24 protein-coding genes are annotated in these 25855 nt (G+C 61.4%); 11 read left to right on the top strand and 13 right to left on the bottom strand.

Annotated elements, in window-relative coordinates; all coding sequences use genetic code 11:
* Positions 1-121: 121 nt before the first annotated feature.
* Both DTP52_RS13320 and DTP52_RS13315 read left to right on the top strand, forming a co-directional pair.
* Positions 122-1453 carry a DUF58 domain-containing protein gene (locus DTP52_RS13320; RefSeq protein WP_109753782.1) on the top strand — a complete coding sequence of 444 codons (1332 nt, stop codon included), beginning with the start codon at positions 122-124 and terminating at the stop codon, positions 1451-1453.
* A gap of 343 nt (positions 1454-1796) precedes the next feature.
* Entirely contained in the window at positions 1797-2165 is a 369-nt protein-coding gene (locus tag DTP52_RS13315) for a DUF6124 family protein (protein WP_109753781.1), read from the top strand.
* A gap of 209 nt (positions 2166-2374) precedes the next feature.
* Here the strand turns inward: DTP52_RS13315 and DTP52_RS31050 are convergent, their stop codons facing one another.
* Entirely contained in the window at positions 2375-2731 is a 357-nt protein-coding gene (locus tag DTP52_RS31050; RefSeq protein WP_146206856.1) for a hypothetical protein, read from the bottom strand.
* A 659-nt stretch (positions 2732-3390) separates the two neighbouring features.
* Here DTP52_RS31050 and DTP52_RS31625 point away from each other — a divergent pair.
* Positions 3391-3564, top strand: a complete 174-nt coding sequence (locus tag DTP52_RS31625; protein ID WP_249411818.1) for a DUF6124 family protein — start codon at positions 3391-3393, stop codon at positions 3562-3564.
* A 148-nt stretch (positions 3565-3712) separates the two neighbouring features.
* On the opposite strand, the gene DTP52_RS13305 is transcribed toward DTP52_RS31625, so the two are convergent.
* Together DTP52_RS13305 and DTP52_RS13300 are read right to left on the bottom strand one after the other, a co-directional pair.
* A complete protein-coding gene (locus DTP52_RS13305) occupies positions 3713-4072 on the bottom strand; it encodes a PilZ domain-containing protein (RefSeq protein ID WP_109753780.1) in 360 nt (119 codons plus the stop codon).
* A 290-nt stretch (positions 4073-4362) separates the two neighbouring features.
* Entirely contained in the window at positions 4363-4737 is a 375-nt protein-coding gene (locus DTP52_RS13300; protein WP_109753779.1) for a tol-pal system YbgF family protein, read from the bottom strand.
* Between the two features lie 358 nt (positions 4738-5095).
* Between DTP52_RS13300 and pyk the strand changes: the two genes are divergently transcribed.
* Positions 5096-6547: a pyruvate kinase gene (gene pyk, locus DTP52_RS13295; protein ID WP_109753778.1), complete on the top strand. Its 1452-nt coding sequence runs from the start codon at positions 5096-5098 to the stop codon at positions 6545-6547.
* Between the two features lie 341 nt (positions 6548-6888).
* Here pyk and DTP52_RS13290 read toward each other — a convergent pair whose 3' ends face one another.
* Genes DTP52_RS13290 through DTP52_RS13280 form a run of 3 tightly spaced genes read right to left on the bottom strand, consistent with a single transcriptional unit; the run spans position 6889 to position 9701 of the window.
* Positions 6889-7638, bottom strand: a complete 750-nt coding sequence (locus tag DTP52_RS13290) for an enoyl-CoA hydratase (RefSeq protein ID WP_109753777.1) — start codon at positions 7636-7638, stop codon at positions 6889-6891.
* A gap of 28 nt (positions 7639-7666) precedes the next feature.
* The gene (locus tag DTP52_RS13285; RefSeq protein ID WP_109753776.1) at positions 7667-8602 is read right to left on the bottom strand and encodes an iron-sulfur-binding ferredoxin reductase; all 936 of its coding nucleotides are present in this window, start codon (positions 8600-8602) and stop codon (positions 7667-7669) included.
* Positions 8595-9701: a diguanylate cyclase gene (locus tag DTP52_RS13280; RefSeq protein ID WP_109754016.1), complete on the bottom strand. Its 1107-nt coding sequence runs from the start codon at positions 9699-9701 to the stop codon at positions 8595-8597. Before DTP52_RS13280 ends, DTP52_RS13285 begins: the two co-directional genes overlap by 8 nt.
* Positions 9702-10189: 488 nt before the next feature.
* Between DTP52_RS13280 and DTP52_RS13275 the strand changes: the two genes are divergently transcribed.
* The 4 genes from DTP52_RS13275 to DTP52_RS13255 all read left to right on the top strand — a co-directional run bounded on the left by DTP52_RS13275 (position 10190) and on the right by DTP52_RS13255 (position 17008).
* On the top strand, positions 10190-11713 hold the full coding sequence (locus tag DTP52_RS13275) for a fumarate hydratase (RefSeq protein ID WP_109753775.1): 1524 nt from the start codon (positions 10190-10192) through the stop codon (positions 11711-11713).
* Positions 11714-12185: 472 nt separating this feature from the next.
* A complete protein-coding gene (locus DTP52_RS13265; RefSeq protein WP_109754015.1) occupies positions 12186-13952 on the top strand; it encodes an ATP-binding protein in 1767 nt (588 codons plus the stop codon).
* Positions 13945-15270 carry a sigma-54 dependent transcriptional regulator gene (locus tag DTP52_RS13260; protein WP_109753773.1) on the top strand — a complete coding sequence of 442 codons (1326 nt, stop codon included), beginning with the start codon at positions 13945-13947 and terminating at the stop codon, positions 15268-15270. Before DTP52_RS13265 ends, DTP52_RS13260 begins: the two co-directional genes overlap by 8 nt.
* A gap of 418 nt (positions 15271-15688) precedes the next feature.
* Positions 15689-17008 carry an MFS transporter gene (locus DTP52_RS13255; RefSeq protein WP_109753772.1) on the top strand — a complete coding sequence of 440 codons (1320 nt, stop codon included), beginning with the start codon at positions 15689-15691 and terminating at the stop codon, positions 17006-17008.
* A 103-nt stretch (positions 17009-17111) separates the two neighbouring features.
* Here DTP52_RS13255 and DTP52_RS13250 read toward each other — a convergent pair whose 3' ends face one another.
* Complete coding sequence (locus DTP52_RS13250; RefSeq protein ID WP_109753771.1) at positions 17112-17870, bottom strand: hypothetical protein; 759 nt, start codon at positions 17868-17870, stop codon at positions 17112-17114.
* A gap of 329 nt (positions 17871-18199) precedes the next feature.
* Here DTP52_RS13250 and DTP52_RS13245 point away from each other — a divergent pair, with 329 nt between their 5' ends.
* Both DTP52_RS13245 and DTP52_RS13240 read left to right on the top strand, forming a co-directional pair.
* Positions 18200-18559, top strand: coding sequence for a hypothetical protein (locus DTP52_RS13245; protein ID WP_109753770.1), 360 nt, complete (start codon positions 18200-18202; stop codon positions 18557-18559).
* Positions 18560-18726: 167 nt separating this feature from the next.
* Positions 18727-19347 (top strand): flavin reductase family protein, encoded by a 621-nt coding sequence (locus DTP52_RS13240; protein ID WP_109753769.1) that lies wholly within the window; start codon positions 18727-18729, stop codon positions 19345-19347.
* Positions 19348-19506: 159 nt separating this feature from the next.
* Here DTP52_RS13240 and DTP52_RS13235 read toward each other — a convergent pair whose 3' ends face one another.
* Positions 19507-19740 (bottom strand): hypothetical protein, encoded by a 234-nt coding sequence (locus DTP52_RS13235; RefSeq protein WP_109753768.1) that lies wholly within the window; start codon positions 19738-19740, stop codon positions 19507-19509.
* 43 nt (positions 19741-19783) lie between these two features.
* Positions 19784-20137, bottom strand: coding sequence for a putative quinol monooxygenase (locus DTP52_RS13230; protein ID WP_109753767.1), 354 nt, complete (start codon positions 20135-20137; stop codon positions 19784-19786).
* Positions 20138-20462: 325 nt separating this feature from the next.
* On the opposite strand from DTP52_RS13230, the gene DTP52_RS13225 reads away from it, so the two are divergent.
* Entirely contained in the window at positions 20463-21392 is a 930-nt protein-coding gene (locus tag DTP52_RS13225) for an AraC family transcriptional regulator (protein WP_109753766.1), read from the top strand.
* 154 nt (positions 21393-21546) lie between these two features.
* On the opposite strand, the gene DTP52_RS13220 is transcribed toward DTP52_RS13225, so the two are convergent.
* From DTP52_RS13220 to DTP52_RS13205, 4 genes are all read right to left on the bottom strand, one after another.
* The gene (locus tag DTP52_RS13220) at positions 21547-22602 is read right to left on the bottom strand and encodes an ABC transporter ATP-binding protein (protein ID WP_109753765.1); all 1056 of its coding nucleotides are present in this window, start codon (positions 22600-22602) and stop codon (positions 21547-21549) included.
* Positions 22603-22617: 15 nt separating this feature from the next.
* Complete coding sequence (locus tag DTP52_RS13215; protein ID WP_109753764.1) at positions 22618-23466, bottom strand: ABC transporter permease; 849 nt, start codon at positions 23464-23466, stop codon at positions 22618-22620.
* Positions 23463-24371 carry an ABC transporter permease gene (locus DTP52_RS13210; protein WP_109753763.1) on the bottom strand — a complete coding sequence of 303 codons (909 nt, stop codon included), beginning with the start codon at positions 24369-24371 and terminating at the stop codon, positions 23463-23465. The genes DTP52_RS13215 and DTP52_RS13210 overlap by 4 nt, the downstream gene beginning before the upstream one ends.
* 277 nt (positions 24372-24648) lie before the next feature.
* Positions 24649-25752, bottom strand: coding sequence for an ABC transporter substrate-binding protein (locus DTP52_RS13205; protein WP_109753762.1), 1104 nt, complete (start codon positions 25750-25752; stop codon positions 24649-24651).
* Between the last annotated feature and the right edge of the window lie 103 nt (positions 25753-25855).

The following is a 25855-nucleotide window of genomic DNA, read 5'->3' as shown; positions in this document are numbered from 1 at the left end:
CGATGGAAGCGACGCGGTCTCGCAGAAATCGAGGTGCCTGTTTCGCGAGCAAGCTTTGCTCCCACATGAGTCCCCTCTGCACAAAAGCTCGCTCTGCATTTCCTCCAAAGGGAATGTTGCGATGAAACCCTCACGCCTGCTACTGACCTGGCTCGCCCTGTTGCTGGCCGTGAGTATCGCGCTCGGCGCACTGCGGGCATTGGGCATCGCGGTGCCATCGACGTTACTGTCGATCAACTGGGGCTTGCTGCTGGCCCTGTTGGTCCTGGCCATACTCGACGCGGCGCGCCTCAGGCGCTTGCCCTCGCCCCGGGTGCAACGGCAGATGCCGGGAAGCCTGGCCCTGGGGCGCTGGAGCGAAGTGCACCTGCAAATCCAGCATGAATTCGCCCAGCCCTTGAGCATCGAAATGTTCGACCACATCCCCCAGGGCCTGGACTTCGAAAACCTGCCGCTGTCGGTCGAGCTTCAACCCGGCCAGCACAGCCAGGTCGGCTACCGCGTGCGCCCGCTCAAGCGCGGCCACTTCACCTTCGCCCAGTGCGAAACCAACCTGCCGAGCCCATTGGGCCTGTGGACCGGCAAGCGCCGGCTGGACGTGGTCGATGAGACTCGGGTGTACCCGGATTTCGCCAGGCTCTACGAAGGCCAGCTATTGGCGGTGGACAACTGGCTCAGCCAGCTCGGCATCCGCCAGCGGCAACGGCGCGGCCAAGGGCAGGAATTTCATCAACTGCGCGAATTTCGCGAGGGCGACAGCCTGCGCCAGATCGACTGGAAGGCCACCGCCCGCCATCGCACGCCGATTGCCCGGGAATACGAAGACGAACGCGACCAGCAGATCATCTTCATGCTCGATTGCGGTCGGCGCATGCGCAGTCAGGACGGCGAGTTGTCGCACTTCGACCACGCCCTCAACGCCTGCCTGCTGCTCAGCTACACCGCACTGCGCCAGGGCGATGCCGTGGGCCTGAGCACTTTCGCCAGCGAGCAAACCCGCTACCTCGCCCCGGTCAAAGGCACGGGCCAACTCAACGTCCTGCTCAACACCGTGTACGACCTCGACAGCAGCCAACGCCCCGCCGATTACCAGGCGGCCGTGACCCAACTGCTGGCCCGGCAAAAACGCCGGGCGCTGGTGGTGCTGGTGACCAACCTGCGGGATGAGGACGATGCGGACCTGCTCGCCGCGGTGAAACGTCTGGGCCAACAGCATCGGGTGCTGGTGGCCAGCCTGCGGGAAGAGGCCCTCGACCGCTTGCGCCAGGAACCCGTGCAAACCGTGCCCGAGGCCTTGGCCTACTGCGGGACGGTGGACTATTTGAACGCCCGGGCCGAACTGCACAAGCAGTTGGCCGCCCACGGCGTCCCGGCCCTGGACTCGCGCCCCAGTGAGTTAGGCGCGGACCTGGTGACCCAATACCTGGCCTGGAAAAAGGCCGGGACCGCCTAGGTCCTACAGCGAGTAAGCAAAGGTCCGGTTAACTACAGCGCCTTGCGCAACGGACTACAGATCCGCCAGAATCCGCCGGCTTGTGCGCCTTGGTTCTGCCCCGTAACTTGATTCGCGTCGCTGATATCCAGTGATCGGGTTTAGTCGCCCGGCGGTTCGACACGATGTGCACAAGCGTCATCCAGTGGGGTTTCCCTATCCCTTACTTGATGGTGGCTGTACGCAGGGCGCCCTCGGGCGCGCCGGATTTCGTGTCTCCGCCGGTCGACTAACCTGCGTCCAGCCGCCACCCTACATTCGTTTAGTCGCGAACCGGTTGGTGGCCCATTAAGGAGACCTAATCATGTTCAAAGCTACACCTAACCCGCCCCACACCGACCCGCTATCCCCCCACGAAACCCTCGACTCCGAAAAGCTCGACGAAGCCGCCCAAAGAGCCCTGGACTACTACCTCAAGCCCAACCACGGCCAACCCGACAAAAAACCTTACAAACAACCGGACTACTTCATCGTCGCGCCCAACGCTGACCCCGAAGGCATGCTCGCGCATACCTACGAAACCTTCTGCTCGGTGAGCACGCTTATCCTGGATTTATCCGAAGGCCTGGAAGGCGCCCCGCGCAACCTGGCGCTGGCGATTCACCAGATGGGCGAGATGGGAGTGTTGTTGCTGGAGAAGATGCTGGATAACGAAGCGAGGGTTCAGCGCTGAAGGCTGCGCAAGCATAGGCGACTGAATAATATCTAGAAGCTAATGCAGAACCTGTGGGAGCGAGCCTGCTCGCGAAGGCACACTTGAAATCGCCATCGCGAGCAGGCTCGCTCCCACAGTGGATTGGGGTGGTCACAAGTCCATCCCTAATCTCTTGTGGCGCCACTTCGGCTACGCTCCTTTCGAATTCGTCGTTAATCCTGATGGGATTACGCGGAAACGTTTACTTCCCCCGTCATATTGACATCGTCTTCCTTAGGCCTGTCGTATATCCAATTGAAATATATCGTTCCAGAGCGACCATCTCCCTCCACAGACAGGTTCCTGACGAAAGCGTGCCACTCACCATTTTGATTACCGTTACTAATTAACGCCATCCACCCGGTATTTCCAGCCCCTGAAACAAGCCCTACTTTCAGATTGCCGGATGTGCGATCGTTTTTGGCTGCCCGATACCGTTTTGTATCCACATAAAATCGGTTACCAGTCCACCTGTACTCCACTTCAAGGTCTGCCCAATAACCATAGCCTGCGCGGGTTGCGCGTATCACCACAGTATTAGCCATGACTAACACCTCCGTTCTAAAGGGCGTTCCGGTTGGCGACGCCATCAAAAGAACTCTCAGGTGCAGTAAACGTCAGGGCTATCGGCTCGAACACCTGTTAAACCTGACAGTACCGACAAGTGGCAGCTTTTGATGTGGGAAATCTCCGAGTGACTACAACGCCTTGCGCAACGGACTACAGATCCGCCAGAATCCGCCGGCTTGTGCGCCTTGGTTCTGCCCCGTAACTTGATTCGCATCGCTGATATCCAGCGATCGGGTTTAGTCGCCCAGGGGTATGTCACCAAGATGCATTGCGCTTTCATCAGTCAGGTTCCCTATCCCTGCTCTTGATGGTGGCTGTGCGCAGGGCGCTTCGGCGCGCCGGTTTTTGGTGATGATCCCCCGGTCGACTAACCTGCGTACAGCCGCCACCCCTCCGTTTAGTCGCGGAGTGGTCAAGGCATCACTTAAGGGAATATCACCATGTTCAAAGCCACACCCAACCCACCACACACCGACCCGCTATCCCCCCACGAACCCTCGATCCCGAAAAGCTCGACGAAGCGGCACGAAGAGCCCTGGACTACTACCTCAAGCCCAACCACGGCCAACCCGACAAGAAAACCGACAAACAACTGGACTACTTCATCGTCGCCCCCGACGCCGACCCCGAAGGCATGCTTGCCCACAGCTACGAAACCTTCTGCTCGGTGAGCACGCTGATCCTGGATTTATCGGAAGACCTCGAAGGCGCCCCGCGCAACCTGGCCCTGGCGATTCACCAGATGGGCGAGATGGGGGTGTTGTTGCTGGAGCGGCTGCTGGATAACGAAGCGAAGATTCAGCGCTGAGAACCGCACCGGCACTGGCAACTGAATAATATTTAGAAACTGTGAAACACCTGTGGGAGCGAGCCTGCTCGCGATGGCGCACTTGAAATCGCCATCGCGAGCAGGCTCGCTCCCACAGGGTGGTATCCCCACTAAAAGGCGTCGGGGCTCAGGCCGATGCCGGCAACGAATGAAAACTGAAATACTGCCGCAACGCACTGACCAGTTGCGCGTACTCCGGCGGTGCAGACTGCAGGCTGAAACCGGCGTCGAAATGCTGCGGCGTCACATCTTCACGGCACCACAGGCAATTGGCTCGGAGCACAATGTTCTGCTGCGGTCCCTCATCGGCGGGGATTTTCAGGTGCAAGTCAAAGTCCGCGCCGACCATCAACGGCAAATGGCTGATCAGCATCAGACCATCTGCAGAAACATTGCCCAGAAAACCGATGGGCTTGCCGTTGACTTCATTAAACACTCTCAAAAAATACGGCAGCTGCTGCCGCTCGATTCGCCGTTTTTTGTACATGTCTTGTATCGCTTTTTGGACGACCCCAAACAGGGGCAACCGAATACTTCGGAACGAGCAAACGCCAGCTCGCTCTCCCCGATCCCGGTGCCAGACGCTTACAAGCGTCTTGGCCCTACTGCTGCCGGTCACAGGTGCCGCTTGAAGTTAGAGACCCAGCTCTAATGACGATTTGTACAAATATAGCTCAAGGCTGTGTGGCGGCCAGTACATCCGCAAACCTTTCATAAACAAAATATACGTTGCTCTGGTGGCCAGGGATCGCCCCCGGCCATGGCTTGGGAGGGCTGTCAGGACGCCGTCGGGCGGATCGCCGATGCGCTGCGGGTCGGATAATGGCCCAGGCTCTGCAGGGTCTCGAGCCGGGCCCGGGCACGGAAGGCGTATTCGCTGTTAGGGTATTGCGTGATGATGAACTGGTAGGTCTGCGCCGCATCGACGAACAGCTTCTGCCGCTCCAGGCACTGGCCACGCAGCATCGAGACTTCCGGCTGCATATAGCGGCGGGCACGGCTGGCGCGGTCGACCTGGGACAGCTCGAGCATGACCTGCTCGCAATTGCCGCGCTCATAGGCCTTGTAGGCCAGGTTCATGTGATGGTTCATCGACCAACGGGTGCAGCCCGTGACGCTCAGGGCCAGGGCAACAAAAAGCACGAATCGCATGGGAGGTTCTCCTGTCTTGAGCTCTGTATCGACCTGGTTGGAAAAATCTTCAGCCTGAAAATGGCGCGGGAAACTGCACTTGTGGCGAGGGGATTTATCCCCGCTGGGCTGCGAAGCAGACCCAAAGTCTGTCACCTAGGTGTGTCAGGTTAATGTGCATCTGCCTTTCTTGGGGCCGCTTCGCAGCCCAGCGGGGATAAATCCCCTCGCCACAGGGGAAATGTGAAAACCATATAAGCGCAAAAATTTTCAGGAATGTTCATTTCGAAAAACAAACGAAAAAGTAGTGCATATGAACAATGACTACACCCAAAGAGCATAGTAGCCTTCGCTGGCGCTTGAACTTGAGGAGTCTTGCATGTCCGTCCGTCGCACCAAAATCGTCGCTACCCTTGGCCCGGCCAGTAATTCGCCGGAAGTTCTCGAACAGCTGATTCTGGCTGGCCTGGACGTTGCCCGTCTGAATTTCTCCCACGGCACCCCCGACGAGCACAAGGCCCGTGCCAAGCTGGTGCGCGACCTCGCCGCCAAGCACGGCCGCTTCGTTGCCCTGCTGGGTGACCTGCAAGGCCCGAAGATCCGTATCGCCAAATTCGCCAACAAGCGCATCGAGCTGAAGATCGGTGACAAGTTCACCTTCTCCACCAGCCATCCGCTGACCGAGGGCAACCAGCAAGTGGTGGGTATCGATTACCCGGACCTGGTCAAGGACTGCGGCGTGGGCGACGAGTTGCTGCTCGATGACGGTCGCGTGGTGATGCGCGTCGAAACCGCCACCGCCACCGAACTGAACTGCATCGTGACCATCGGCGGCCCGCTGTCGGACCACAAAGGCATCAACCGTCGCGGTGGTGGCCTGACGGCACCAGCCTTGACCGACAAAGACAAGGCCGACATCAAGCTGGCTGCGGAAATGGAAGTCGACTACCTGGCCGTGTCCTTCCCGCGTGACGCCGCTGATATGGAATACGCCCGTCAACTGCGCGACGAAGCTGGCGGTACTGCCTGGCTGGTGGCCAAGATCGAACGCGCCGAAGCGGTGGCCGACGATGAAACCCTCGATGGCCTGATCAAGGCCTCCGACGCCGTGATGGTGGCCCGTGGCGACCTGGGCGTGGAAATCGGCGATGCCGAGCTGGTGGGCATCCAGAAGAAGATCATTCTGCACGCACGCCGCCACAATAAAGCGGTGATCGTCGCGACCCAGATGATGGAGTCGATGATCCAGAACCCGATGCCGACCCGCGCCGAAGTGTCCGACGTAGCCAACGCTGTGCTCGACTACACCGACGCCGTGATGCTCTCGGCCGAAAGCGCCGCCGGCCTGTACCCGCTCGAAGCGGTGCAAGCCATGGCACGCATCTGCATCGGTGCCGAAAAGCACCCGACCAGCAAGACTTCCAGCCACCGCATCGGCAAGACCTTCGAGCGCTGCGACGAAAGCATTGCCCTGGCGACGATGTACACCGCCAACCACTTCCCGGGCGTAAAGGCGATCATCGCCCTGACCGAAAGTGGCTACACGCCGCTGATCATGTCGCGCATCCGCTCTTCGGTGCCGATCTACGCGTTCTCCCCGCACCGCGAAACCCAGGCTCGCGCCGCCATGTTCCGTGGCGTCTACACCGTGCCGTTTGACCCGGCCGCCCTGCAACCGGGCGAAGTCAGCCAGGCGGCGGTGGATGAGCTGGTCAAGCGTGGCGTGGTGCAGACCGGCGACTGGGTGATCCTGACCAAAGGCGACAGCTACCACACCATCGGTGGCACCAACGGGATGAAAATCCTGCATGTTGGCGACCCGATGGTCTGAGTGACCAAACGCTGAAAAACAAAAGCCCTGCCATGTGAATGGCGGGGCTTTTTGGTTTTCACCTTCTGATAAATAGGTTGCCTGGACCGGCCCCATCGCGAGCAGGCTCGCTCCCACAGTGGGTGTTGGACGCAGGTTCATTCACACCGCAGATCCCCTGTGGGAGCGGGCTTGCTCGCGAAGGCGCTGGTACATTCAACATTGATGCAAGCTGACCCACCGCTTTCGCGAGCAAGCCCGCTCCCACAGGGGTTGGTGGCGGATATGGATTTGTAAGCACCCCGGAAAACCTTGTGGGAGCGAGCCTGCTCGCGATAGGGCCAGCCCCTGCACTACAGAACTCAATGCCTGTTGATAAACCCCGACAACGCCGCCACCGCCTCGGGCGAGCGCAAGCGTTGGGTGAACAGCTTGCCCTCTTCTTCAATCACCTTGCACAGCTGTTCCCGATCCGACGCTTTCATCAGTTGCTTGCTGATGCGCACCGCGTCAGGCGGCAGCGATTCGAAGCGCAACGCCACCTCCCGGGCCTTGGCCAATGCCGCCTCGCCACTGTCCAACGCCTCGGTGGCAATGCCCCACGCGACCGCCTGTTCACCACTGAACCCCTCGCCCAACAGCAACAGTTGCGCAGCCCTGGCCTGGCCCAGCAGCCGCGGCAGGATCAGGCTGGAGCCGAATTCCGGGCACAACCCCAGGTTGACGAACGGCATGCGCAACCGCGCGTCCCGGCTGACGTAGACCAGGTCGCAATGCAGCAGCAATGTAGTGCCGATACCCACCGCCGGCCCGGCCACGGCGGCGATCACCGGTTTGCGGCAATCGAGCAGGCTGAGCATGAACTGGAACACCGGGTTATCGAGGTCGTTCGGCGGCTGTTCGAGGAAGTCGATGATGTCGTTGCCGGCGGTGAAGCAGTCGCTGGAGCCGGTGAGCAGTACCGCGCGAATCTGCGGGTCGGTATCGGCCGTCGCCAGGGCTTGGGCCAATTGACTGTACATGGCCCGGGTCAGGGCGTTTTTCTTGCCCGGGCGGTTCAAGCGCACGGTCAGCAGACCGCGTTCACGGTCCAGCAGCAGGGTTTCAGTCATGGTCGGTCTCGCGTCTGGAAATCAGCGCTCAACCACGGGGCAGGAAGACGTCGGCCAGCAGTTGATTGCGCGGCAAGCCAGCCAGGTACAAGCGTTTGGCGAAGGCCTCGACCCGGTCGGGATGGCCGCAGAGTAAGGCTTGGGTTTGCCGGGAAACAAGCCGCAGTTGCGCCAAGGCAGGCGGCGCCTCGGCCGCGGTCAGCAGCTCGACACTGAGGTTCTGATGCTTGGCCGCCAGCGCCGCCAGGGGTTTGGCCAGGTAATGCCCGGCGGCATCATGGGCCACGTGAATAAGGCGAATCGCGCCTTGGTGATGCTGACGCAAGGCTTCGCGCAGAAGACCGAACAGCGGAGCCAGGCCGGTGCCGGCAGCGAGCAGCCACAGCGGCCTGTCGTGCCAGTCGGGGTCGTAATGCAGGGCACCGCCACGCAGCTCGCCAAGGCGGATCGAGTCGCCGGCCTTCATCTGCCTGGCCGCATCGATGAATTGCCCCGGCTCGCGGCAATCGAGATGGAATTCCAGGAAGCGGTCCTCCTCGGGCAGGCTCGCCAGGGAATACGGCCGGGCTACGTCGCCGGCCCACAGCACCAGATGCTGCCCGGCCCGATACCGCAACGGCCGCTCAGGGGTGACGCGCAAGCGCAGCACCTCGCCACCCAGCCAATCCACCGCCGCCACATGGGCGGCCTGGCCATCGCGTTGCGGGTCGAAGGTGTGGATCCGCACATCCTCGACCACCTGGCATTGGCAAGCCAGCCGCCAGCCCTGGTCCCGCTGTGCCGGGCTCAAGGCGTCGGGCCGGCTGTCGCGTACATCGCCGCCCACACACTGCACCAGGCACGCATGGCAGCTACCGGCACGACAACTGTAAGGCACCGGCACGCCGGCTCCGTTCAACGCATCCAGCAGGTTACTGCCCGCCGCCACCGTCCATTGCCGACCGGCGACTGTCAGTTCAGGCATCGACGTTCTCCCAGGCGGCGGCACAACGATTGCGGCCATCTCGCTTGGCACGGTACAGGGCCTGGTCGGCACGCTGCAACGCGTTGTCCAGGTCATCGCCCATTTCCAGCATCGTCATGCCCGCCGACAAGCTGAGGGCACCGACCTGCAGACCGATCAGCTCGACTTCGGTGAACGCCAGCCGCAGCCGCTCGCAACAGGCCGTCAGGCGCGAGGGATCGCAGGCAGGCAGCAGCATGACGAACTCCTCACCGCCATAGCGGGCCAGCACATCGCCTTCGCGCAGGCATGCCGTGGCGACTGCGGCAAACGCCTGGAGCACCTGGTCGCCAGCGGCGTGGCCGTGCAGGTCGTTGATGCGCTTGAAATGGTCGAGGTCGATCAAGGCCAGGCCATGGGCGATGCCAGGCCTGAGGGTATTGAGTTCGCGGGAAGCCAGGCGCAGGAAGTGCCGGCGATTGAACAGCCCGGTCAGTTCATCGGTGGCCACCAGGTCTTCGAGCTGACGCATCATCCCGCGCAAGGTGTCCTGGTGCGCCTGCAAGGCAAACCGTCGCTGGCGCATGCGCTGGCGTGAGGTCTGGACGTAGCGGGCATAAAACACCAGCCACACCAGCACGAGAAACAGCACGGCCACCTGCAACCCGGCCAAGGTAGGATCGGGAAGCCTGAAGAAGTACCCGTCCCAGAGGGTAATCGCAGTGAAACTGATGAATACCAGCGACGCGCAGCGCACAAAGGCCCGGCGCGACAGGTGGAACAGCCCGAACAGCAGGATCAGCACATAGAACACCAGGAACACGCCTCGAGCCTGGTCCAGGTGCGCCATCATCCAGGTCTGCCAGCCAAGACCGATCAACACTTGTATTTCGGTCAGGCTGGGGTCGGCGAAGCGCAGGTTGCGGTCGGTGATAAACAGCGCGAACAACCCGGCCTGGCACAGCACGACCAACACGCTGCCGATGATGACACCGCGCAACGAATCGAGGTAATGACCACTGAAAAATGCCAGCCACAACAACACCAATGCCAGCGCGTAAGTCGCGGCCGCCAAAGCGAAGCGTTTCAGCAAAAGACGTTGAATGGCGTTATGGGTCAATCGTTGACTCACCATGGGAAAGGAAACTGACAGGAGGCGTCCTACGCTACAGGCCAGACGCCACTTTAGTGGCGTGTAGGACAAATGACCATTCAATTCTGGAGCAGAAAAATGGCGTCAAAGCAATGGCTTAGATTGACGCAGTTGTTTGATGCGGGCAGGTGACCCTGTGGCGAGGGGATTTATCCCCGCTGGGCTACGAAGCAGCCCCAAAATGCCTAAAGGCGAACAACCTGACACACCGAGGTGACTGACTTTCAGGGCTGCTTCGCAGCCCAACGGGGATAAATCCCCTCGCCACAGATAAATCCCTTCGCCACAAAGGCAGCTCGCTCCCACAGGGTGCCGGCCTGCGATATACTGCCGCGCCTTTTTAGCGTCGCGCCAGCATGCCCGGCGTGCCTTATAGAGGTGCCGCCCGTCGACCGATGCACCCAAGCGGCCGGCACCTTATTGAATGTTCCCGTCTTTAGAGAGGAGCGCGACTCATGACCGTGATCAAGCAAGACGACCTGATACAGAGCGTTGCCGACGCCCTGCAGTTCATTTCCTACTACCACCCCGTGGATTTCATCCAGGCGATGCACGAAGCCTACCTGCGCGAAGAATCGCCGGCGGCCCGTGACTCCATGGCGCAGATCCTGATCAACTCGCGCATGTGCGCCACTGGCCATCGGCCGATCTGCCAGGACACCGGCATCGTGACCGTGTTCGTGCGCGTGGGCATGGACGTGCGTTGGGATGGCGCGACCATGAGCCTGGACGACATGATCAACGAGGGCGTGCGTCGCGCCTACAACCTGCCGGAAAACGTCCTGCGTGCCTCCATCCTCGCCGACCCGGCAGGCGCACGCAAAAACACCAAGGACAACACCCCGGCGGTCATCCACTACTCCATCGTCCCGGGCAACACCGTGGAAGTGGACGTGGCGGCCAAGGGCGGCGGCTCCGAGAACAAGTCGAAGATGGCCATGCTCAACCCGTCCGATTCCATCGTTGACTGGGTGCTGAAGACCGTTCCGACCATGGGCGCCGGCTGGTGCCCACCGGGCATGCTCGGCATCGGCATCGGCGGCACCGCCGAGAAAGCCGCGGTCATGGCCAAGGAAGTGTTGATGGAGTCCATCGACATCCACGAGCTCAAGGCCCGCGGCCCACAGAACCGTATCGAAGAGATGCGCCTGGAGCTGTTCGAGAAGGTCAACCAACTGGGCATCGGCGCCCAGGGCCTGGGTGGCCTGACCACCGTGCTCGACGTGAAGATCATGGACTACCCGACCCACGCCGCCTCCCTGCCGGTGTGCATGATCCCCAACTGCGCCGCCACTCGTCACGCCCACTTCGTGCTCGACGGTTCCGGCCCGGCATCGCTGGAAGCACCGCCCTTGGACGCCTACCCGGAAATCGTCTGGGAAGCCGGCCCGTCGGCTCGCCGCGTCAACCTCGACACCCTGACCCCGGAAGAAGTACAGAGCTGGAAACCGGGCGAAACCGTACTGCTCAACGGCAAGATGCTCACCGGTCGCGACGCCGCGCACAAGCGCATGGTCGAGATGCTGAACAAGGGTGAAACCTTGCCGGTGGACCTCAAGGGCCGCTTCATCTATTACGTCGGCCCAGTCGATCCGGTGGGTGACGAAGTCGTCGGCCCGGCCGGCCCGACCACGGCTACGCGGATGGACAAGTTCACCCGCCAGATCCTCGAGCAGACCGGCCTGCTGGGCATGATCGGCAAATCCGAGCGCGGCCCGACCGCTATCGAAGCGATCAAGGACAACAAGGCTGTCTACCTGATGGCCGTCGGCGGTGCCGCTTACCTGGTGGCCCAGGCGATCAAGAAATCCAAGGTCCTGGCGTTCGCCGAACTGGGCATGGAAGCGATCTACGAGTTCGAGGTCAAGGACATGCCGGTGACGGTCGCGGTCGATAGCCAAGGCGAGTCGGTGCACATCACCGGTCCCGCCATCTGGCAGAAGAAGATCAGTGAAAACCTGGCGGTCGAAGTGCAGTAACAGGCATTTTGGCGCGGCGAAAACGGCCGGTGGGCGACAAGCTCACCGGCCTTTTTTTTTGCCACAACCCCTCCGGTTAATCTTCACCACAGATCCCTTGTGGGAACGAGCCAGCTCGCGATAGCGGTGTGTCAGCTTGCATCCCTGTTGGATGTACCAGCGCCATCGCGAGCAGGCTCGCTCCCACAGTGGTTTTGGGTTGTTCACAACAGTTGATATCCCCCACCGATCCCTTGTGGGATCGAGCCAGCTCGCGATAGAGGTGTGTCAGCTTGCATCCCTGTTGGATGTACCAGCGCCATCGCGAGCAGGCTCGCTCCCACAGTGGTTTTGGGTTGTTCACAACAGTTGATATCCCCCACCGATCCCTTGTGGGAGCGAGCCTGCTCGCGATAGCGGTGGGTCAGCTTGCATCTCTGTTGGATCTGCCATGCTATCGTGCCCGCCCGACTTTCCACTGGTTTACGCCAGCATGCTGCCAACTACCCGTACCTTGCGTCTGTCGTTGTACACCTTGCTGATCCTCACCGGCGCGGCGGTTGCCGCCACCTTCGCCATACGCCATGCCGAACGCGCGGCCCTGGAAGAAGATGCCAGCCGCGCAAACCAGCAACTGGCGCTGTACGCCACTTCGCTGCACACCCTGATCGAACGTTACCGCGCCCTGCCCGCCGTGCTGGCGCTGGACCCGGAATTGCGCTCGGCCCTCAAGGGCCCCGTCAGTGCAGCGCAGCAGGACGCGCTGAACCGCAAGTTGGAACAGATCAATGGCGCCGCCCAGTCATCCACCCTGGAACTGCTCGACCACACCGGCCTGGCCGTCGCGGCCAGCAACTGGCGTCTGCCCAGCAGCTACGTCGGGCACAACTATGGTTTTCGTCCCTATTTCCTCCAGACCCGCACCCAAGGCACCGGGCGGTTTTACGCGGTGGGCGTGACCAGCGGCATCCCGGGGTATTTCCTTTCCAGCGCAGTGACGGGCGACAACGGCGAATTTCTTGGTGCCATGGTCGTGAAACTGGAGTTTCCCGAGATCGAGCGTGAATGGCGCCAGGGCAGCGACACCCTGTTGGTCAGCGATGCCCGAGGCATCATCTTCATCGCCAACCGCCCGGGCTGGCGTTATCGCCACTTGCAGCCATTGAGCGACAGCGACCGCGCCGAACTCAAGGCCACCCGTCAATACGACAAACAGCCCTTGCAACCGCTGGCCTATGAGTCGCTGCGGCGCTTCGATGACAATAGCCATCTGGCCCGTGTCGAGTCCCTCGACGGCTCGACGGACTACCTGTGGGAATCCTTGCCGCTGACCGCCGAAGGCTGGACGCTGCACTTGCTGCGCCGTCCGCAGATCGCTTTCGAAGACCGCCGCAACGCCGGGCTTGCCGCCGCCGGGTTGTGGTTGGCGCTGGTGTTTCTGCTGCTGTTTCTCAACCAGCGCTGGCGCCTGGCAAGATTGCGCCAGCGCAGCCGCGAAGAGCTGGAACGGCTGGTGGAGGAGCGGACCCGGGACTTGCGCACCGCCCAGGACGGGCTGGTGCAATCGGCCAAGCTGGCGGCACTGGGGCAGATGTCGGCGGCCCTGGCCCATGAAATCAACCAGCCCTTGACCGCCCAGCGCATGCAATTGGCAACCCTGCGCTTACTACTGGATCACGGTCGGATCGACGATGCCTACAAGGCCCTCAAACCGGTGGACGACATGCTGACCCGCATGGCCGCCCTCACCGGCCACCTGAAGACGTTCGCCCGCAAAAGCCCCAGCGGCCTGCGCGAACGCCTGGACCTGGCGGCAGTGGTGGACCAGGCACTGCAACTGCTGGACACGCGCCTGCGCGACGAACAGGTCAGCACCGTGCTGCACCTGACCCGCCCGGCGTGGGTGCGCGGCGATGCGATCCGCCTCGAACAGGTGTTGATCAACCTGCTGCGCAACGCCCTCGACGCCATGGCCGGCCACCCCCTCAAACGCCTGGAAGTGCGCCTGGAAGCCGATGATCAATTGTGGCGCCTGACCGTCAGTGACAGCGGCACCGGCATCGCCGAGGAACACCTGGCCCAGGTATTCGATCCGTTTTTCACCACCAAGGCCGTGGGAGATGGCCTGGGCTTGGGCCTGGCGGTTTCGTTTGCGATCATTCATGAATCCGGTGGCCGCCTGAGCGCGGACAACCATGAGCACGGCGCGGTATTCTGCGTGACCTTGCCCATCGATCAGGAGGCTCAACTGCATGCTTGATTCAGTCATGGTCGTTGATGACGAAGGCAGCATTCGCAGTGCTGTCGAGCAATGGTTGAGCCTGTCGGGATTCCAGGTGCAGCTGTTCAGCCGCGCCGATGAATGCCTGGCAAAGTTGCCGGAACATTTCCCCGGGGTGATCCTCAGCGACGTGCGCATGCCCGGCCTCAGCGGCCTGGAACTGCTGGCCGAAGTGCAGCGACGCGATCCGGACCTGCCAGTGATTCTGCTCACCGGCCATGGCGATGTACCGATGGCCGTGGAGGCCATGCGCGACGGCGCCTACGATTTCCTGGAAAAACCCTTCAGCCCCGAAGCCTTGCTCGGCAGCCTGCGCCGGGCCCTGGATAAGCGCACCCTGGTCCTGGAGAACCGACGCCTGCATGAGCAGGCCGACGCTCGGGCCCGGCTCGACGGGACGCTGCTGGGTGTGTCGCGGGCACTGCAAAACCTGCGACGCCAGGTGCTGGACTTGGCAGCGCTGCCGGTCAACGTGTTGATCCGTGGCGAAACCGGCAGCGGCAAGGAATTGGTCGCCCGTTGCCTGCACGACTTTGGCCCGAGGGCGAGCAAACCCTTCGTCGCGTTGAACTGCGCGGCCATTCCCGAAGCGCTGTTCGAGGCCGAGCTGTTCGGCCATGAAAGCGGGGCCTTCACCGGCGCCCAAGGCAAACGCATCGGCAAACTCGAATACGCCGACGGCGGCACACTGTTTCTCGACGAAATAGAGAGCATGCCCCTGGCCCAGCAGGTCAAGCTGCTGCGGGTATTGCAGGAACAGAAGCTCGAACGCCTGGGTTCCAACCAAAGCATTCAAGTAGACCTGCGCATCATCGCCGCCACCAAGCCCGACCTGCTGGACGAAGCCCGGGCCGGGCGGTTTCGCGAAGACCTGGCCTATCGCCTGAACATCGCCGAGCTGCGCCTGCCACCGCTGCGGGAACGACGCGAGGACATTCCCCTGCTGTTCGAGCACTTCACCCACAACGCCGCCGAACGCCTGGGCCGCGCCGCCGCCCCCCTGAGCGGCCCGCAATTGAGCCACCTGCTCAGCCACGACTGGCCGGGCAACGTGCGCGAACTGGCCAACGTCGCCGAACGCCAGGTGTTGGGGCTGGATCAACCGCAGGCCCTGGACACCGAACCCGGCCAGTCCCTCGCCGCCCAACAGGAAGCCTTCGAAGCCCAATGCCTGCGCGCCGCCCTGACGCGGCACAGAGGGGATGTGAAAGCGGTGCTCGAAGAACTGCAACTGCCACGCCGCACCTTCAATGAAAAGATGCAGCGGCATGGGTTGAGTCGGGAGATGTTTTTGTAGGGCCGCTGAATTTGCTGTGTCTGTACCGGCCCATCGCGAGCAGGCTCGCTCCCACAGGGTGATGTGTACGCCGGACAAATGTGGGAGCGGGCTTGCTCGCGAAGGCGTCGAGTCAGTCGGTATTGAATGGGCTGACACACCGCTTTCGCGAGCAAGCCCGCTCCCACAGGGTTATCTGAACACCGGCCAAAATGTGGGAGCGAGCCTGCTCGCGATGAGGCCGGTACAGACAACACATCCATGCCCGAATAAGCGGATTCCCGCCCACACCCCCAGCCACAATGAGCGGATTTCCGCTCACCCAACGCCGCAAACCCCTCTAGCCCGGCCCTCCAGCCGCTGGCACAGCTCCTGCTATAGCCCTGTCAGGCTGCGTTCCCACGCGCTCCACAAAAACAATTAAACGAAGGATCCTTCAATGGACAACTCCAACGCCCTGCCCCTTGGGTCGGCTGCCGTGCCCGCCCGTGAAAGAACCACCGCCAGCCGGATCAAATCGATCTTCAGCGGTTCGGTCGGCAACATGGTCGAGTGGTATGACTGGTACGTCTACGCCGCATTCTCGTTGTACTTCGCCAAAGTCTTCTTCCCCAAGGGCGACACCACCGCCCAATTGCTCAACACCGCCGCGATCTTCGCTGTAGGCTTCCTGATGCGCCCGATCGGCGGCTGGTTGATGGGCTTGTACGCCGACCGCGCCGGACGCAAGCGGGCGTTGATGGCGTCGGTATACCTGATGTGCTTCGGCTCGCTGATCATCGCCCTGAGCCCGAGCTACGAAACCATCGGCGTCGGCGCGCCGATTCTGCTGGTGTTTGCCCGCTTGCTCCAAGGCCTGTCGGTGGGTGGCGAGTACGGTACCTCGGCGACCTATCTGAGTGAGATGGCGACCAAGGAACGTCGCGGCTTCTTCTCCAGTTTCCAGTACGTGACCCTGATCTCCGGCCAGCTCATCGCCCTGGGCGTGCTGATCGTGCTGCAACAGTTCCTCACCACCGAACAACTGTATGCCTGGGGCTGGCGCATCCCGTTCGCCATCGGTGCCCTGTGCGCAATCGTGGCGCTGTACCTGCGTCGCGGCATGGAGGAAACCGAGTCGTTCACCAAGAAAGAGAAGTCCAAGGAAAGCGCCATGCGCACCTTGCTGCGCCATCCCAAGGAACTGATGACCGTGGTCGGCCTGACCATGGGCGGCACCCTGGCGTTCTACACCTACACCACCTACATGCAGAAATACCTGGTGAACACCGTCGGCATGAGCATCTCCGACTCCACCACCATTTCCGCCGCCACACTGTTCCTGTTCATGTGCCTGCAGCCGGTAATCGGCGGGCTGTCGGACAAGATCGGACGCCGGCCGATCCTGATTGCCTTCGGCATCCTGGGCACGCTGTGCACCGTGCCAATCCTCACCACTCTGCACACCATCCAGACCTGGTGGGGCGCGTTCTTCCTGATCATGGCCGCACTGATCATCGTCAGCGGCTACACCTCGATCAACGCCGTGGTCAAAGCCGAGTTGTTCCCCACCGAAATCCGCGCCCTGGGCGTCGGCCTGCCCTACGCGCTGACCGTGTCGATCTTCGGCGGCACCGCTGAATACATCGCGCTGTGGTTCAAGAGCATCGGCATGGAAACCGGCTACTACTGGTACGTGACGGCGTGCATCGCCGTGTCGCTGCTGGTGTACATCACCATGAAAGACACCCGCAAGCACTCGCGGATCGTCACCGACTGACAGGGTTCCACAGTCACTGCAACGGTGGCTGTGATGGCCCCATCGCGAGCAGGCTCGCTCCCACAGGATTTGCGCCGAACCTGTGGGAGCGGCGGCGCGGTAATCAGCTCAACTCAGCCGCACGCTGCCTGTTGCCATAACGGTTCTGCGCATACGCCGCGCCGGCGATCATCACGATCAGTATCCCCGCCAACACCGCCGATGAGCCGACGGTGCCGAAGTCCAGCCCCCCTTTCTCATGAGGCTTGGTCATCAAGTCGCCCAGCGTCGCGCCAAGGGGGCGTGTCAGCACGAAGGCTATCCAGAACAACACCACCGACGAAATCCTGGTGAAGTACTTGAGCAGCACGACTACGGCAATGGTCGAGCTGATCAGCAATGCGCCGCCAGCAAATCCCAGCCCCGAGTCGTCGGCCAGGTAATCACCGAGCGCGGTGCCCAAGGTGTTGGAAAACAGAATCGCCATCCAGTAGAACATCTCGCCGCGAAAGGTCTGCACCTTGGTGACGTTGAGCGAATCACCGCTCAGGCGCCAGGCTGCGAAAATCGCCAACAGAATCGCAATCAGGATCATCGACCCGGTGGCGTAACCCAATTCAAGGGTGCGATCCATGAAATCGGACATTGTGGTGCCCGCCGTGCTGGTGGACAGGATCACGATCCAGTACAGCAGCGGCTTGTAGGTCTTGGCCATCAGCTGTGTAACCAGCGTCAGGACGAACACGCTGATCAGAATCAGCGAGCTGATGGCGTAACCGACATTGAGGGTCATCGATAACAAATCCCCTGCGGTTTCACCCAGGGTCGTCGCGCAGATCTTCATGACCCAAAAGGCCAAGGTGATTTGAGGCAGTTTATTCATCGCAGGCTCCAGAGGATGGCGGCCAACTCTTGGGGCTAACCGTGGGAGCAAGTTGACATCGCAGCGGTGAAAAACAGGTCGGCAACGTATGAAAAATCCGTCATTGAACGGCGATTAATCACCCGTTAATGCACTTGCCACACCCTGAACTCATTGAATCGATGACCTGCGCAAGGTTCGCTCCGACTGCTGAAGCGGATTATATGTGCCGCCCTTACCATCGACTTAATCGATAGCTTTTAGCATTATTTTGCGCTTTTTAATCAATTTAACTGGCGTAGCATTCAACCCATGCAAGACACATCGCCAACGAACCTGGAGTGACCACCATGAAAACCAAACTGATTCTCGCCCTGACCCTGTCCGTACTGGCTGCCAACACCTTCGCCGCCGACGGTTTCGACAAGACTGGTACCGCTTCCTTCAGTTCGGGCGCCAGCGCTGCCATCGAACGCAGCAATGCCGGTAGCTACGCCGCCGATGGCTTTGACAAAACCGGCACCGCCGATGCCATCGCCGCTGACGGGTTCGACAAGACCGGTACCGCCGACGCCATCGCCGCTGATGGTTTCGACAAGACCGGTACCGCCGATGCCATCGCTGCTGATGGGTTCGACAAGACCGGTACCGCCGATGCCATCGCCGCTGATGGTTTCGACAAGACCGGTACCGCCGAAGCGATTGGTTAATGATTGAACGTCAAAAGATCGCAACCTTCGGCAGTTCCTACAGGACCGTATTCAATCTGTAGAAGCTGCCGAAAGCTGCGATCTTTTTGCATCAACCAAATCTGGAAATAAAAGGCCCGGCCTTGCACTATTGGCCGCCTACGAATGCCTTCCAGGAAACACTCGCCATGCCCGACGACATCCATTTCTACGAACCTGCCAACGGTCACGGCCTGCCCCACGATCCGTTCAACGCCATCGTCGGCCCGCGCCCCATCGGCTGGATTTCGTCCCAGGATGCCGAGGGCCGCCTGAACCTGGCGCCCTACAGCTTCTTCAACGCCTTCAACTACATCCCGCCGATCATTGGTTTTTCCAGCGTCGGGCGCAAAGACAGCCTGAACAACATCGAACAGACCGGCGAGTTCGCCTGGAACCTGGCCACGCGCCCGCTGGCCGAGCAGATGAACCAGAGTTGCGCGATGGTCGCGCCGGAGGTCAATGAGTTCGAACTGGCGGGTTTGACGACCGCCCCGTCACGGGTGATCCAGGTACCGCGCGTCGCCGAAAGCCCGGTGTCCTTCGAATGCAAGGTCACGCAGATCATTCAATTGCAGCGAGCGGACAAGGGGCTGGTGCCGAGCTGGCTGATCCTCGGCGAAGTGGTCGCCGTGCATATCGCCAAGTGGCTGTTGAAGGATGGGGTGTACGACACTGCCGCCGCCGAGCCGATCTTGCGCGGTGGCGGGCCGGCGGATTACTTCCAGTTGGGGCCTGAGGCGTTGTTCAAGATGCATCGCCCAAAGTAGGAGCAGCGCGATCCCCTGTGGCGAGGGGATTTATCCCCGCTGGGCTGCGAAGCGGCCCCCAATAGCCATCTGACACTGAGTTGATTGGACTTTTTAGGGCCGCTTCGCGCCCCAGCGGGGATAAATCCCCTCGCCACAAAAGCATCTCCAAAATACTGATTACCAGACCAACCCACCCTCGTCGTCGACCCCCTTGAGATGGGTCAACTGCACGGCGGCCGCATCGTCGGCCTCGGTAGCTGTCTTGAAGGTCTGCTCCTCAAGCACCTTGTTGAAACGCGGCGCACCGGAGCCGCCGATGGCTTTGGTGGCAATAGCGGCGAAATAGCCGCCACCTTCCCGAGGAACGACTGCAGAAACAGCTTCAAAGGTTTCAAAGGCTTTACGTGCCATATCTCGTGCATCCTGGCGGTGGAAAATGACGCTCATTAAACCCTCAACCGGCCAGTTTGTGTACCTGCGCCAGGCACCCTTCAGTCGCCTGGGCGGCGGAGACTTCGCGGAACGTGTGGAAATCCAGGCTGCTCACCACCAGGTCCTGCACCAGCTCGGCGAAAATCGCCATGGCCGGTGAATTGAAGTAGGCGTCCATCGACGGTTGGTTGACCCAGAGCCCGGACACCAACCACAGATCAGCATCGCATTGCGATTGCTGCAAGGCGAAGTGCAAGCAACCGGGAGCCTGGCGCGAAGGCGCGATCAACGTACTCAGGCGCGCCCCCAGTTGCTTGGAGCAACCGCCGCGGGCGCGGACAAAAGCCATGTGGCTGACGGGGATCTGTGTAGTCATGTTCAACCCTCCCAGGTAATCCGTTGTGCAGCCGGGGACAGGCTGCGACAGGATCAAAGGTTAAGCGCCACGACGCCAGCTTCGTTAGTCGATTCCTGCCGACCCCTTGCACGATCCTGCGCATCGGTAGCACGAAATCCGCCATCGATTCGCTTACGGCCCGGAAAGTTGAAACAAAAGGTTTCAAGCAAGTTTCCAGCGCATTGCACCGTTATGGCCCCTCGCGCCGTGCAGGATCAGGCAAGCTTTCAACAGGATGTTGCTACCGCTGCGCCTTGCACAAACATAAGCTTTGTCCATCGCCCCTATGCCTGAGGATCCTGGCATGTCGCCACTCGACCACGCCCACGTCCCGCTGGACCCCTACCTGGAACAACAGCGCGCCGAACTGGCGTCGATCATCGACCGCAATACCAGCGAGGACGGCAGCTACGCCACGGCCATCGGCTCGCTGAATCTGTCGCGCCACAGCAAGCCCCAAAAGTTCGCCCCGGTGCTGGCGCAGCCGGCGCTGTGCATCATGGCCCAGGGCAGCAAGCAGGTGCGCCTGGCCGACGAATTTTTCAACTACGACCCGCTGCATTACCTGGTGGTCTCGGTGTCGATGCCGTTGAGTGGCTGCATCGCTAACGTCTCGCCCGAGGAGCCGATCCTGGCCTTGCGCCTGGACATCGACCCGGCGGAAATCACCGCGTTGATCGCCGACGCCGGCCCCTTGGGTGTACCGACCCGTCCCGCCGGGCGCGGGCTGTATGTCGAACGCCTGGACACGCCGACGCTCGACGCCGTGCTGCGCCTGGCGCGGTTGCTGGACAGCCCGAAAGACATCGCCATGCTCGCGCCCCTGGTACGTCGGGAAATTCTCTACCGTTTGCTGCGCAGTCCACAGGGCTATCGGCTCTACGAAATCGCCATCGCCAACAGTCAGAGCCATCGCATCAGCCAGGCGATCAAATGGCTCAATGGCCATTTCGAAAAACCGTTGCGCATCGATGACCTGGCCCGGGAAGTGAACCTCAGCGTCTCGACCTTGCATCACCGCTTCAAGGCCATGACTGCCATGAGCCCGCTGCAATATCAGAAGCAACTGCGCTTGCAGGAAGCCCGCCGGCTGATGCTGGCCGAAGGGCTGGAAGCTTCGGCGGCGGGCTATCGGGTGGGTTACGAAAGCCCTTCGCAGTTCAGCCGCGAGTACAGTCGGTTGTTCGGCGCGCCGCCGCTGCGGGATCTGGCGCGGTTGCGGATGACCGTCTGAGCTGATTCTTGAGTTGTCTGTACCGGCCTCATCGCGAGCAGGCTCGCTCCCACATTGGAACTGCGGTGAACATAGAGTTTGTGTTCACTGAAGATCCCCTGTGGGAGCGAGCCTGCTCGCGATGGGGCCAGCCGCAGCACCACATCCTTAGAGATCAGGCACCCAGCAACCGACACGCCTGCGCCGGTATGGTCACCGACACCGCATGCCCAATGCCCAGGTCCATGCCCTGGCAAGGCGTGCTCAGCGCCGTGAACGAAATTCCGGAACACTCCACCGTGGTCTCGACGGTGGCGCCGATGTCCCGCACGAACGTCACTTTGCCCAGCAACCGGTTGCCCGCCGTGGCCTGGGGCGAGGACAGTTGCAAGTCTTCGGGACGTACCAGCAGCTTGATCTTCTCGCCAGCGCTGACGCTATGGCTGGCCGGCACGTCCAGCGTGTCCCCACCCGGCAGCCCGACCTGGCCGTTACCCAGGGTGGTCGCCGGAAAGATGTTGCCTGAGCCAATGAAATCGGCGACGAATTCATTGGCCGGGTGCCGGTAGATCTCGATCGGCGTACCGACCTGTTGCACCCGGTGCTCACCCAACACCACCACGATGTCGGCCATGGTCATGGCTTCGCGCTGATCGTGGGTTACCAAAATGGTGGTGATGTTCAAGCGCTGTTGCAGTTGGCGGATTTCCACTTGCATCGACTCGCGCAACTTGGCGTCCAGGGCCGACAGCGGTTCGTCCAACAGCAGGATTTTCGGCCGGGCGGCAATGGCCCGGGCAATCGCCACGCGCTGGCGCTGGCCGCCGGAAAGCTTCGCCACGGGCCGGTCGATCATCGCCTGGAGCTGGATCAGTTCCAGCAACTCCACCACCCGCGCCTGTTGCTCGACCTTGCTCACGCCGCGCAGTTTCAGTGGATAGGCAATGTTCTCGCCGACGGTCATGTGGGGAAACAACGCCAACGATTGAAACACCATGCCGAAATTGCGCAGGTGCGCCGGGGTATGGCCGATGTCTTGGCCATCCAGGCGAATTTCACCGCCGCTGAGGCTTTCCAGGCCGGCAATCATGCGCAGCAGCGTGGTCTTGCCACAGCCCGAAGGTCCGAGGAAACACACCAGCTTGCCCTCGGGCAAATGCAGGTTCACGTCCGTTACCGCGCAGGCCGAGCCGTAGTGTTTCTCGACGTTTTCCAGTATCAGTCCAGTCATGTCTTCACCTCGAAATCAAAAGGAAACGCCGCCCTCGCCTACCAGTTTCTCCAACGCCCAGATCAACACGAAGTCGATCAGCACGATGAGTACGGCAAACGAAAAAACGGTGGGGTCGAGCGACGACACGGTGCGGCTGTACATCCAGATCGGCACGGTCATGACATCGATGGTGTAGAGGAAATAGGTCACGGTGAACTCGTTGAACGAGACGATGAACGCCAACAGCATCCCGGCGAGAATCCCCGACTTCATCAAGGGCACCACCACATCGACGATGGCCCGCTGCGGTGTGGCCCCCAGCATGCGCGCGGCCTCTTCCACTTCACTGCCGATGCCGAGCATGGCGGCGGTGCAGTTCTTCACCACGAACGGCAAGGCCAAAATGACGTGGGCAATGACCAGCCGCGAGGTGGTCATCTGGAACGGCAGGCTGTCGAACACCAGCAGCAGTGCCAAGCCCAGCACCACCATGGGAAACACCAGCGGCAGCGACATCAGTTGCAGCGCCACGGCCTTGCCACGGAACTCGCAACGGGTCAGCGCGTAGGCCGCCGGCACTGCGATCAGTGTGGCGAACACCATGGTCAGGCAGGCCACCAACAGGCTGGTCGCCATGGCCTGGCCCAGGCTCAGCACATCGCTGGCATCCGGCGACACAAAGGTGTGCCAGGCGGCCCGATACCATTGCAGGCTGTAGCTGCTCGGCGGAAAGTCCAGGTTCGCCGCACCGCTGAAGGACATGACGATCATGGTCAGGATCGGCAGCACCGCCAGCAACAGGATGAAACCCGACAGCAGCCCGACGGCGCGCCCGGTTTCGCCGGGCAACAGCGACTGGCGCTTTTTACTCAACGCGCTCATTGAGAAGCCTCCAGCATCCGCCGACGACGGCCGGTGAAATATTCAGACAGAGTCATGATCATCAGCGTGGTGACAATCAGCACCACCCCGGCGGCGGATGCGGCGGGCCAGTTCATCAACGGGGCGATCTGGTCGTGAACCATCACGGCCAGCATTGGCACTCGTCGACCGCCCAACAGCAGCGGTACGACAAAGCTGCTGGCGTTGTAGGCAAACACCAGCGTCGCGCCGGTGATGATCCCCGGCAGGCTCATGGGCAGCACCACTTGGCGAAACACCTGGAAGCGGCTGGCGCCAAGGGTGGCTGCGGCCTCTTCATAACTGCGGGCCACGCCACGCATCGCACTGGCGATGGGCAGCACAGCCAGGGGGAACGCGGTCTGGACCAAGCCCATCAGCACGCCATTCTGGTTGTACAGCAACATGATCGGTCGCTTGATCAGGCCCAGGCCCATGAGCGCCTGGTTGAGCATGCCGGCCGGACCGAGGATCACCAGCCAGCCATAGCTTTGCAGCAGCAGGTTGACCAACAGCGGCAACAGCACCGCCGCCAGGAACACCCGTCGCAACAACGGCGAAGCGAGACGCGACATGGTGTAGGCCACGGGGATCGCCAGCAGCACGGCGATCACTGCGCTAATCAATGCCAGGCGCAAAGTCAGCAGCAGGGACTTGAGGTAATAGGGCTCCAGCAACTGCCCGTAACTGGCGAGGCTGAAGCCGCTCCACTCCGCTCCCTTGGTGCCGACGCTCATGCGCAGCACCAACAGGCTGGCGGCGATCAGCACGCCGAGAAACAACATCGACGGCGACAGGAAAAGCCAGGCTCGACTGGTGGGTGAAATGCCCCGGGGTGCACGTATCGGCGCAACACTTTGGGGATGGGTTAACGGTTGGTGTTCCATAACAAGGTCTCGTCAGTGGAAAACGACAGAACAAACACAATTTCAAATCCACTCATTTCCGATGAGGGCAAGGCACAGTCAATATCTCCATCGACTGCTTCACCGCCTTCGCGAGCAAGCCCGCTCCCACACTGGATTTCAGGTGCTCACAAAACCGGTGAACACCTCCCATTCCCTGTGGGAGCGGTCTTGCTCGCGAAAGCGGCGGCACAGGCAACATCGCCATCAACTGAACCATCGCTATCGCGAGCTGCCCGCTCACACAGTGGCGTTCGAATCAGGAAGAGAAGATTTCCGTGTACCGGCGAATCCACTGGTCATGCACCGTCGCCAGGAAGGCGTTGTCGTGCATGATCGCCTTGTCGGCGATTTGCTCCGGGGTGAGGATGTACGGGCTCTTGCGCGCTTCGGCGGAGATGATGGCCTTGGCGTTGACCGGGCCGTTGAAGATGTCTTCGGCCATCTTGCCTTGTACTAGCGGGTCGAGGGAGTGGTCGATGAAGGCGTAGGCCAGGTCGGTGTCGCCCGGGCGGTTTTTCGGCATGACCGAGAGCATCAGGTCGGTGTAGAAACCTTCCTTCATGCCAAACGTCGCCCCCAGGCTGTAGGCCGGATCGCGGATCTGCTTGGGAAAAAACGCCGGCGCGTATAACCCGCCCATGTCCAGGGAACCGGTGCGGAACAATTCGGCGATCTGGTTCGGGTTTTCCCCCAGGGTCACCACCCGGTCCTTGAGCTCGGCGAGTTTCTTGAAGCCGGGTTCGATGTTGTGCTCGTCACCACCGGCCAGCTTGGCCGCGATGATGATCAGGTCCATGGCCTCGGTCCAGTTCGGCGGCGGCAGGAAAATGTTCGGCGCCAGGTCCGCGTCCCACAGGGCGGCGTAACTGTCCGGCGCCTGTTTCAAGGTCCGGGTGCTGTAGACCAGGCTGTTGCACCACAGCAGATAACCGATGCCATGGCCGCCGGCGCCAGTGCGGTATTGCGCCGGTACGTCGGCCAGGTTGGGAATGCGATTGAGGTCGGGTTTTTCCAGCAGCCCGGCAGCAGCCAGGCCCTCGGCCCCGACGCCTGCCAGGGTGATGATGTCGTACTGCGGCCGGTCGCCTCCGGCCTTGAGCTTGGCGACCATTTCCGATGTGCTGCCGGTGCGGTCGGCGATGACCTTGGCGCCGGTCTTGGCCTCGAAGGTCGCCGCGATGTTGCGCAACGCCGCCAGCCCGGTGTCATCGGACCAGGTGAGCAAACGCAGGGTCTTGCCAACGAACCGCGTGTCACTGGCCCGGGCGCTGATGAAGGGCACGCTCATGGCGGCCGCCGCTACCGAAACCACACTTGCAGTCTTGATGAATTGACGTCTGTTCAGATCATGCTCGCCCATGGAGGACTCCCTTTATTTTTTTAAGTATGAGGTGGGTAAAACCGTTGCGCCCGCACCGTTCGACGTCGACCAAACCCCCGTATTGCTTGGGCTTTGCCACCGC

The sequence above is a fragment of the Pseudomonas sp. 43mfcvi1.1 genome (assembly GCF_900115935.1).
In the GTDB taxonomy this organism is placed as follows: domain Bacteria; phylum Pseudomonadota; class Gammaproteobacteria; order Pseudomonadales; family Pseudomonadaceae; genus Aquipseudomonas; species Aquipseudomonas bijieensis.
The sequence above is the reverse complement of the archived record's forward strand: the minus strand, read 5'-3'. Positions and strand labels throughout refer to the sequence as shown.

Excerpts from the sequence above, each read along its gene's own strand:
- DTP52_RS13320 (WP_109753782.1), top strand. The coding sequence starts at position 122 with ATGAAACCCTCACGCCTGCTACTGACCTGGCTCGCCCTGTTGCTGGCC.
- DTP52_RS13315 (WP_109753781.1), top strand. The coding sequence starts at position 1,797 with ATGTTCAAAGCTACACCTAACCCGCCCCACACCGACCCGCTATCCCCC.
- DTP52_RS31050 (WP_146206856.1), bottom strand. The coding sequence starts at position 2,731 with ATGGCTAATACTGTGGTGATACGCGCAACCCGCGCAGGCTATGGTTAT.
- DTP52_RS31625 (WP_249411818.1), top strand. The coding sequence starts at position 3,391 with ATGCTTGCCCACAGCTACGAAACCTTCTGCTCGGTGAGCACGCTGATC.
- DTP52_RS13305 (WP_109753780.1), bottom strand. The coding sequence starts at position 4,072 with ATGTACAAAAAACGGCGAATCGAGCGGCAGCAGCTGCCGTATTTTTTG.
- DTP52_RS13300 (WP_109753779.1), bottom strand. The coding sequence starts at position 4,737 with ATGCGATTCGTGCTTTTTGTTGCCCTGGCCCTGAGCGTCACGGGCTGC.
- pyk (WP_109753778.1), top strand. The coding sequence starts at position 5,096 with ATGTCCGTCCGTCGCACCAAAATCGTCGCTACCCTTGGCCCGGCCAGT.
- DTP52_RS13290 (WP_109753777.1), bottom strand. The coding sequence starts at position 7,638 with ATGACTGAAACCCTGCTGCTGGACCGTGAACGCGGTCTGCTGACCGTG.
- DTP52_RS13285 (WP_109753776.1), bottom strand. The coding sequence starts at position 8,602 with ATGCCTGAACTGACAGTCGCCGGTCGGCAATGGACGGTGGCGGCGGGC.
- DTP52_RS13275 (WP_109753775.1), top strand. The coding sequence starts at position 10,190 with ATGACCGTGATCAAGCAAGACGACCTGATACAGAGCGTTGCCGACGCC.
- DTP52_RS13265 (WP_109754015.1), top strand. The coding sequence starts at position 12,186 with ATGCTGCCAACTACCCGTACCTTGCGTCTGTCGTTGTACACCTTGCTG.
- DTP52_RS13260 (WP_109753773.1), top strand. The coding sequence starts at position 13,945 with ATGCTTGATTCAGTCATGGTCGTTGATGACGAAGGCAGCATTCGCAGT.
- DTP52_RS13255 (WP_109753772.1), top strand. The coding sequence starts at position 15,689 with ATGGACAACTCCAACGCCCTGCCCCTTGGGTCGGCTGCCGTGCCCGCC.
- DTP52_RS13250 (WP_109753771.1), bottom strand. The coding sequence starts at position 17,870 with ATGAATAAACTGCCTCAAATCACCTTGGCCTTTTGGGTCATGAAGATC.
- DTP52_RS13245 (WP_109753770.1), top strand. The coding sequence starts at position 18,200 with ATGAAAACCAAACTGATTCTCGCCCTGACCCTGTCCGTACTGGCTGCC.
- DTP52_RS13240 (WP_109753769.1), top strand. The coding sequence starts at position 18,727 with ATGCCCGACGACATCCATTTCTACGAACCTGCCAACGGTCACGGCCTG.
- DTP52_RS13235 (WP_109753768.1), bottom strand. The coding sequence starts at position 19,740 with ATGGCACGTAAAGCCTTTGAAACCTTTGAAGCTGTTTCTGCAGTCGTT.
- DTP52_RS13230 (WP_109753767.1), bottom strand. The coding sequence starts at position 20,137 with ATGACTACACAGATCCCCGTCAGCCACATGGCTTTTGTCCGCGCCCGC.
- DTP52_RS13225 (WP_109753766.1), top strand. The coding sequence starts at position 20,463 with ATGTCGCCACTCGACCACGCCCACGTCCCGCTGGACCCCTACCTGGAA.
- DTP52_RS13220 (WP_109753765.1), bottom strand. The coding sequence starts at position 22,602 with ATGACTGGACTGATACTGGAAAACGTCGAGAAACACTACGGCTCGGCC.
- DTP52_RS13215 (WP_109753764.1), bottom strand. The coding sequence starts at position 23,466 with ATGAGCGCGTTGAGTAAAAAGCGCCAGTCGCTGTTGCCCGGCGAAACC.
- DTP52_RS13210 (WP_109753763.1), bottom strand. The coding sequence starts at position 24,371 with ATGGAACACCAACCGTTAACCCATCCCCAAAGTGTTGCGCCGATACGT.
- DTP52_RS13205 (WP_109753762.1), bottom strand. The coding sequence starts at position 25,752 with ATGGGCGAGCATGATCTGAACAGACGTCAATTCATCAAGACTGCAAGT.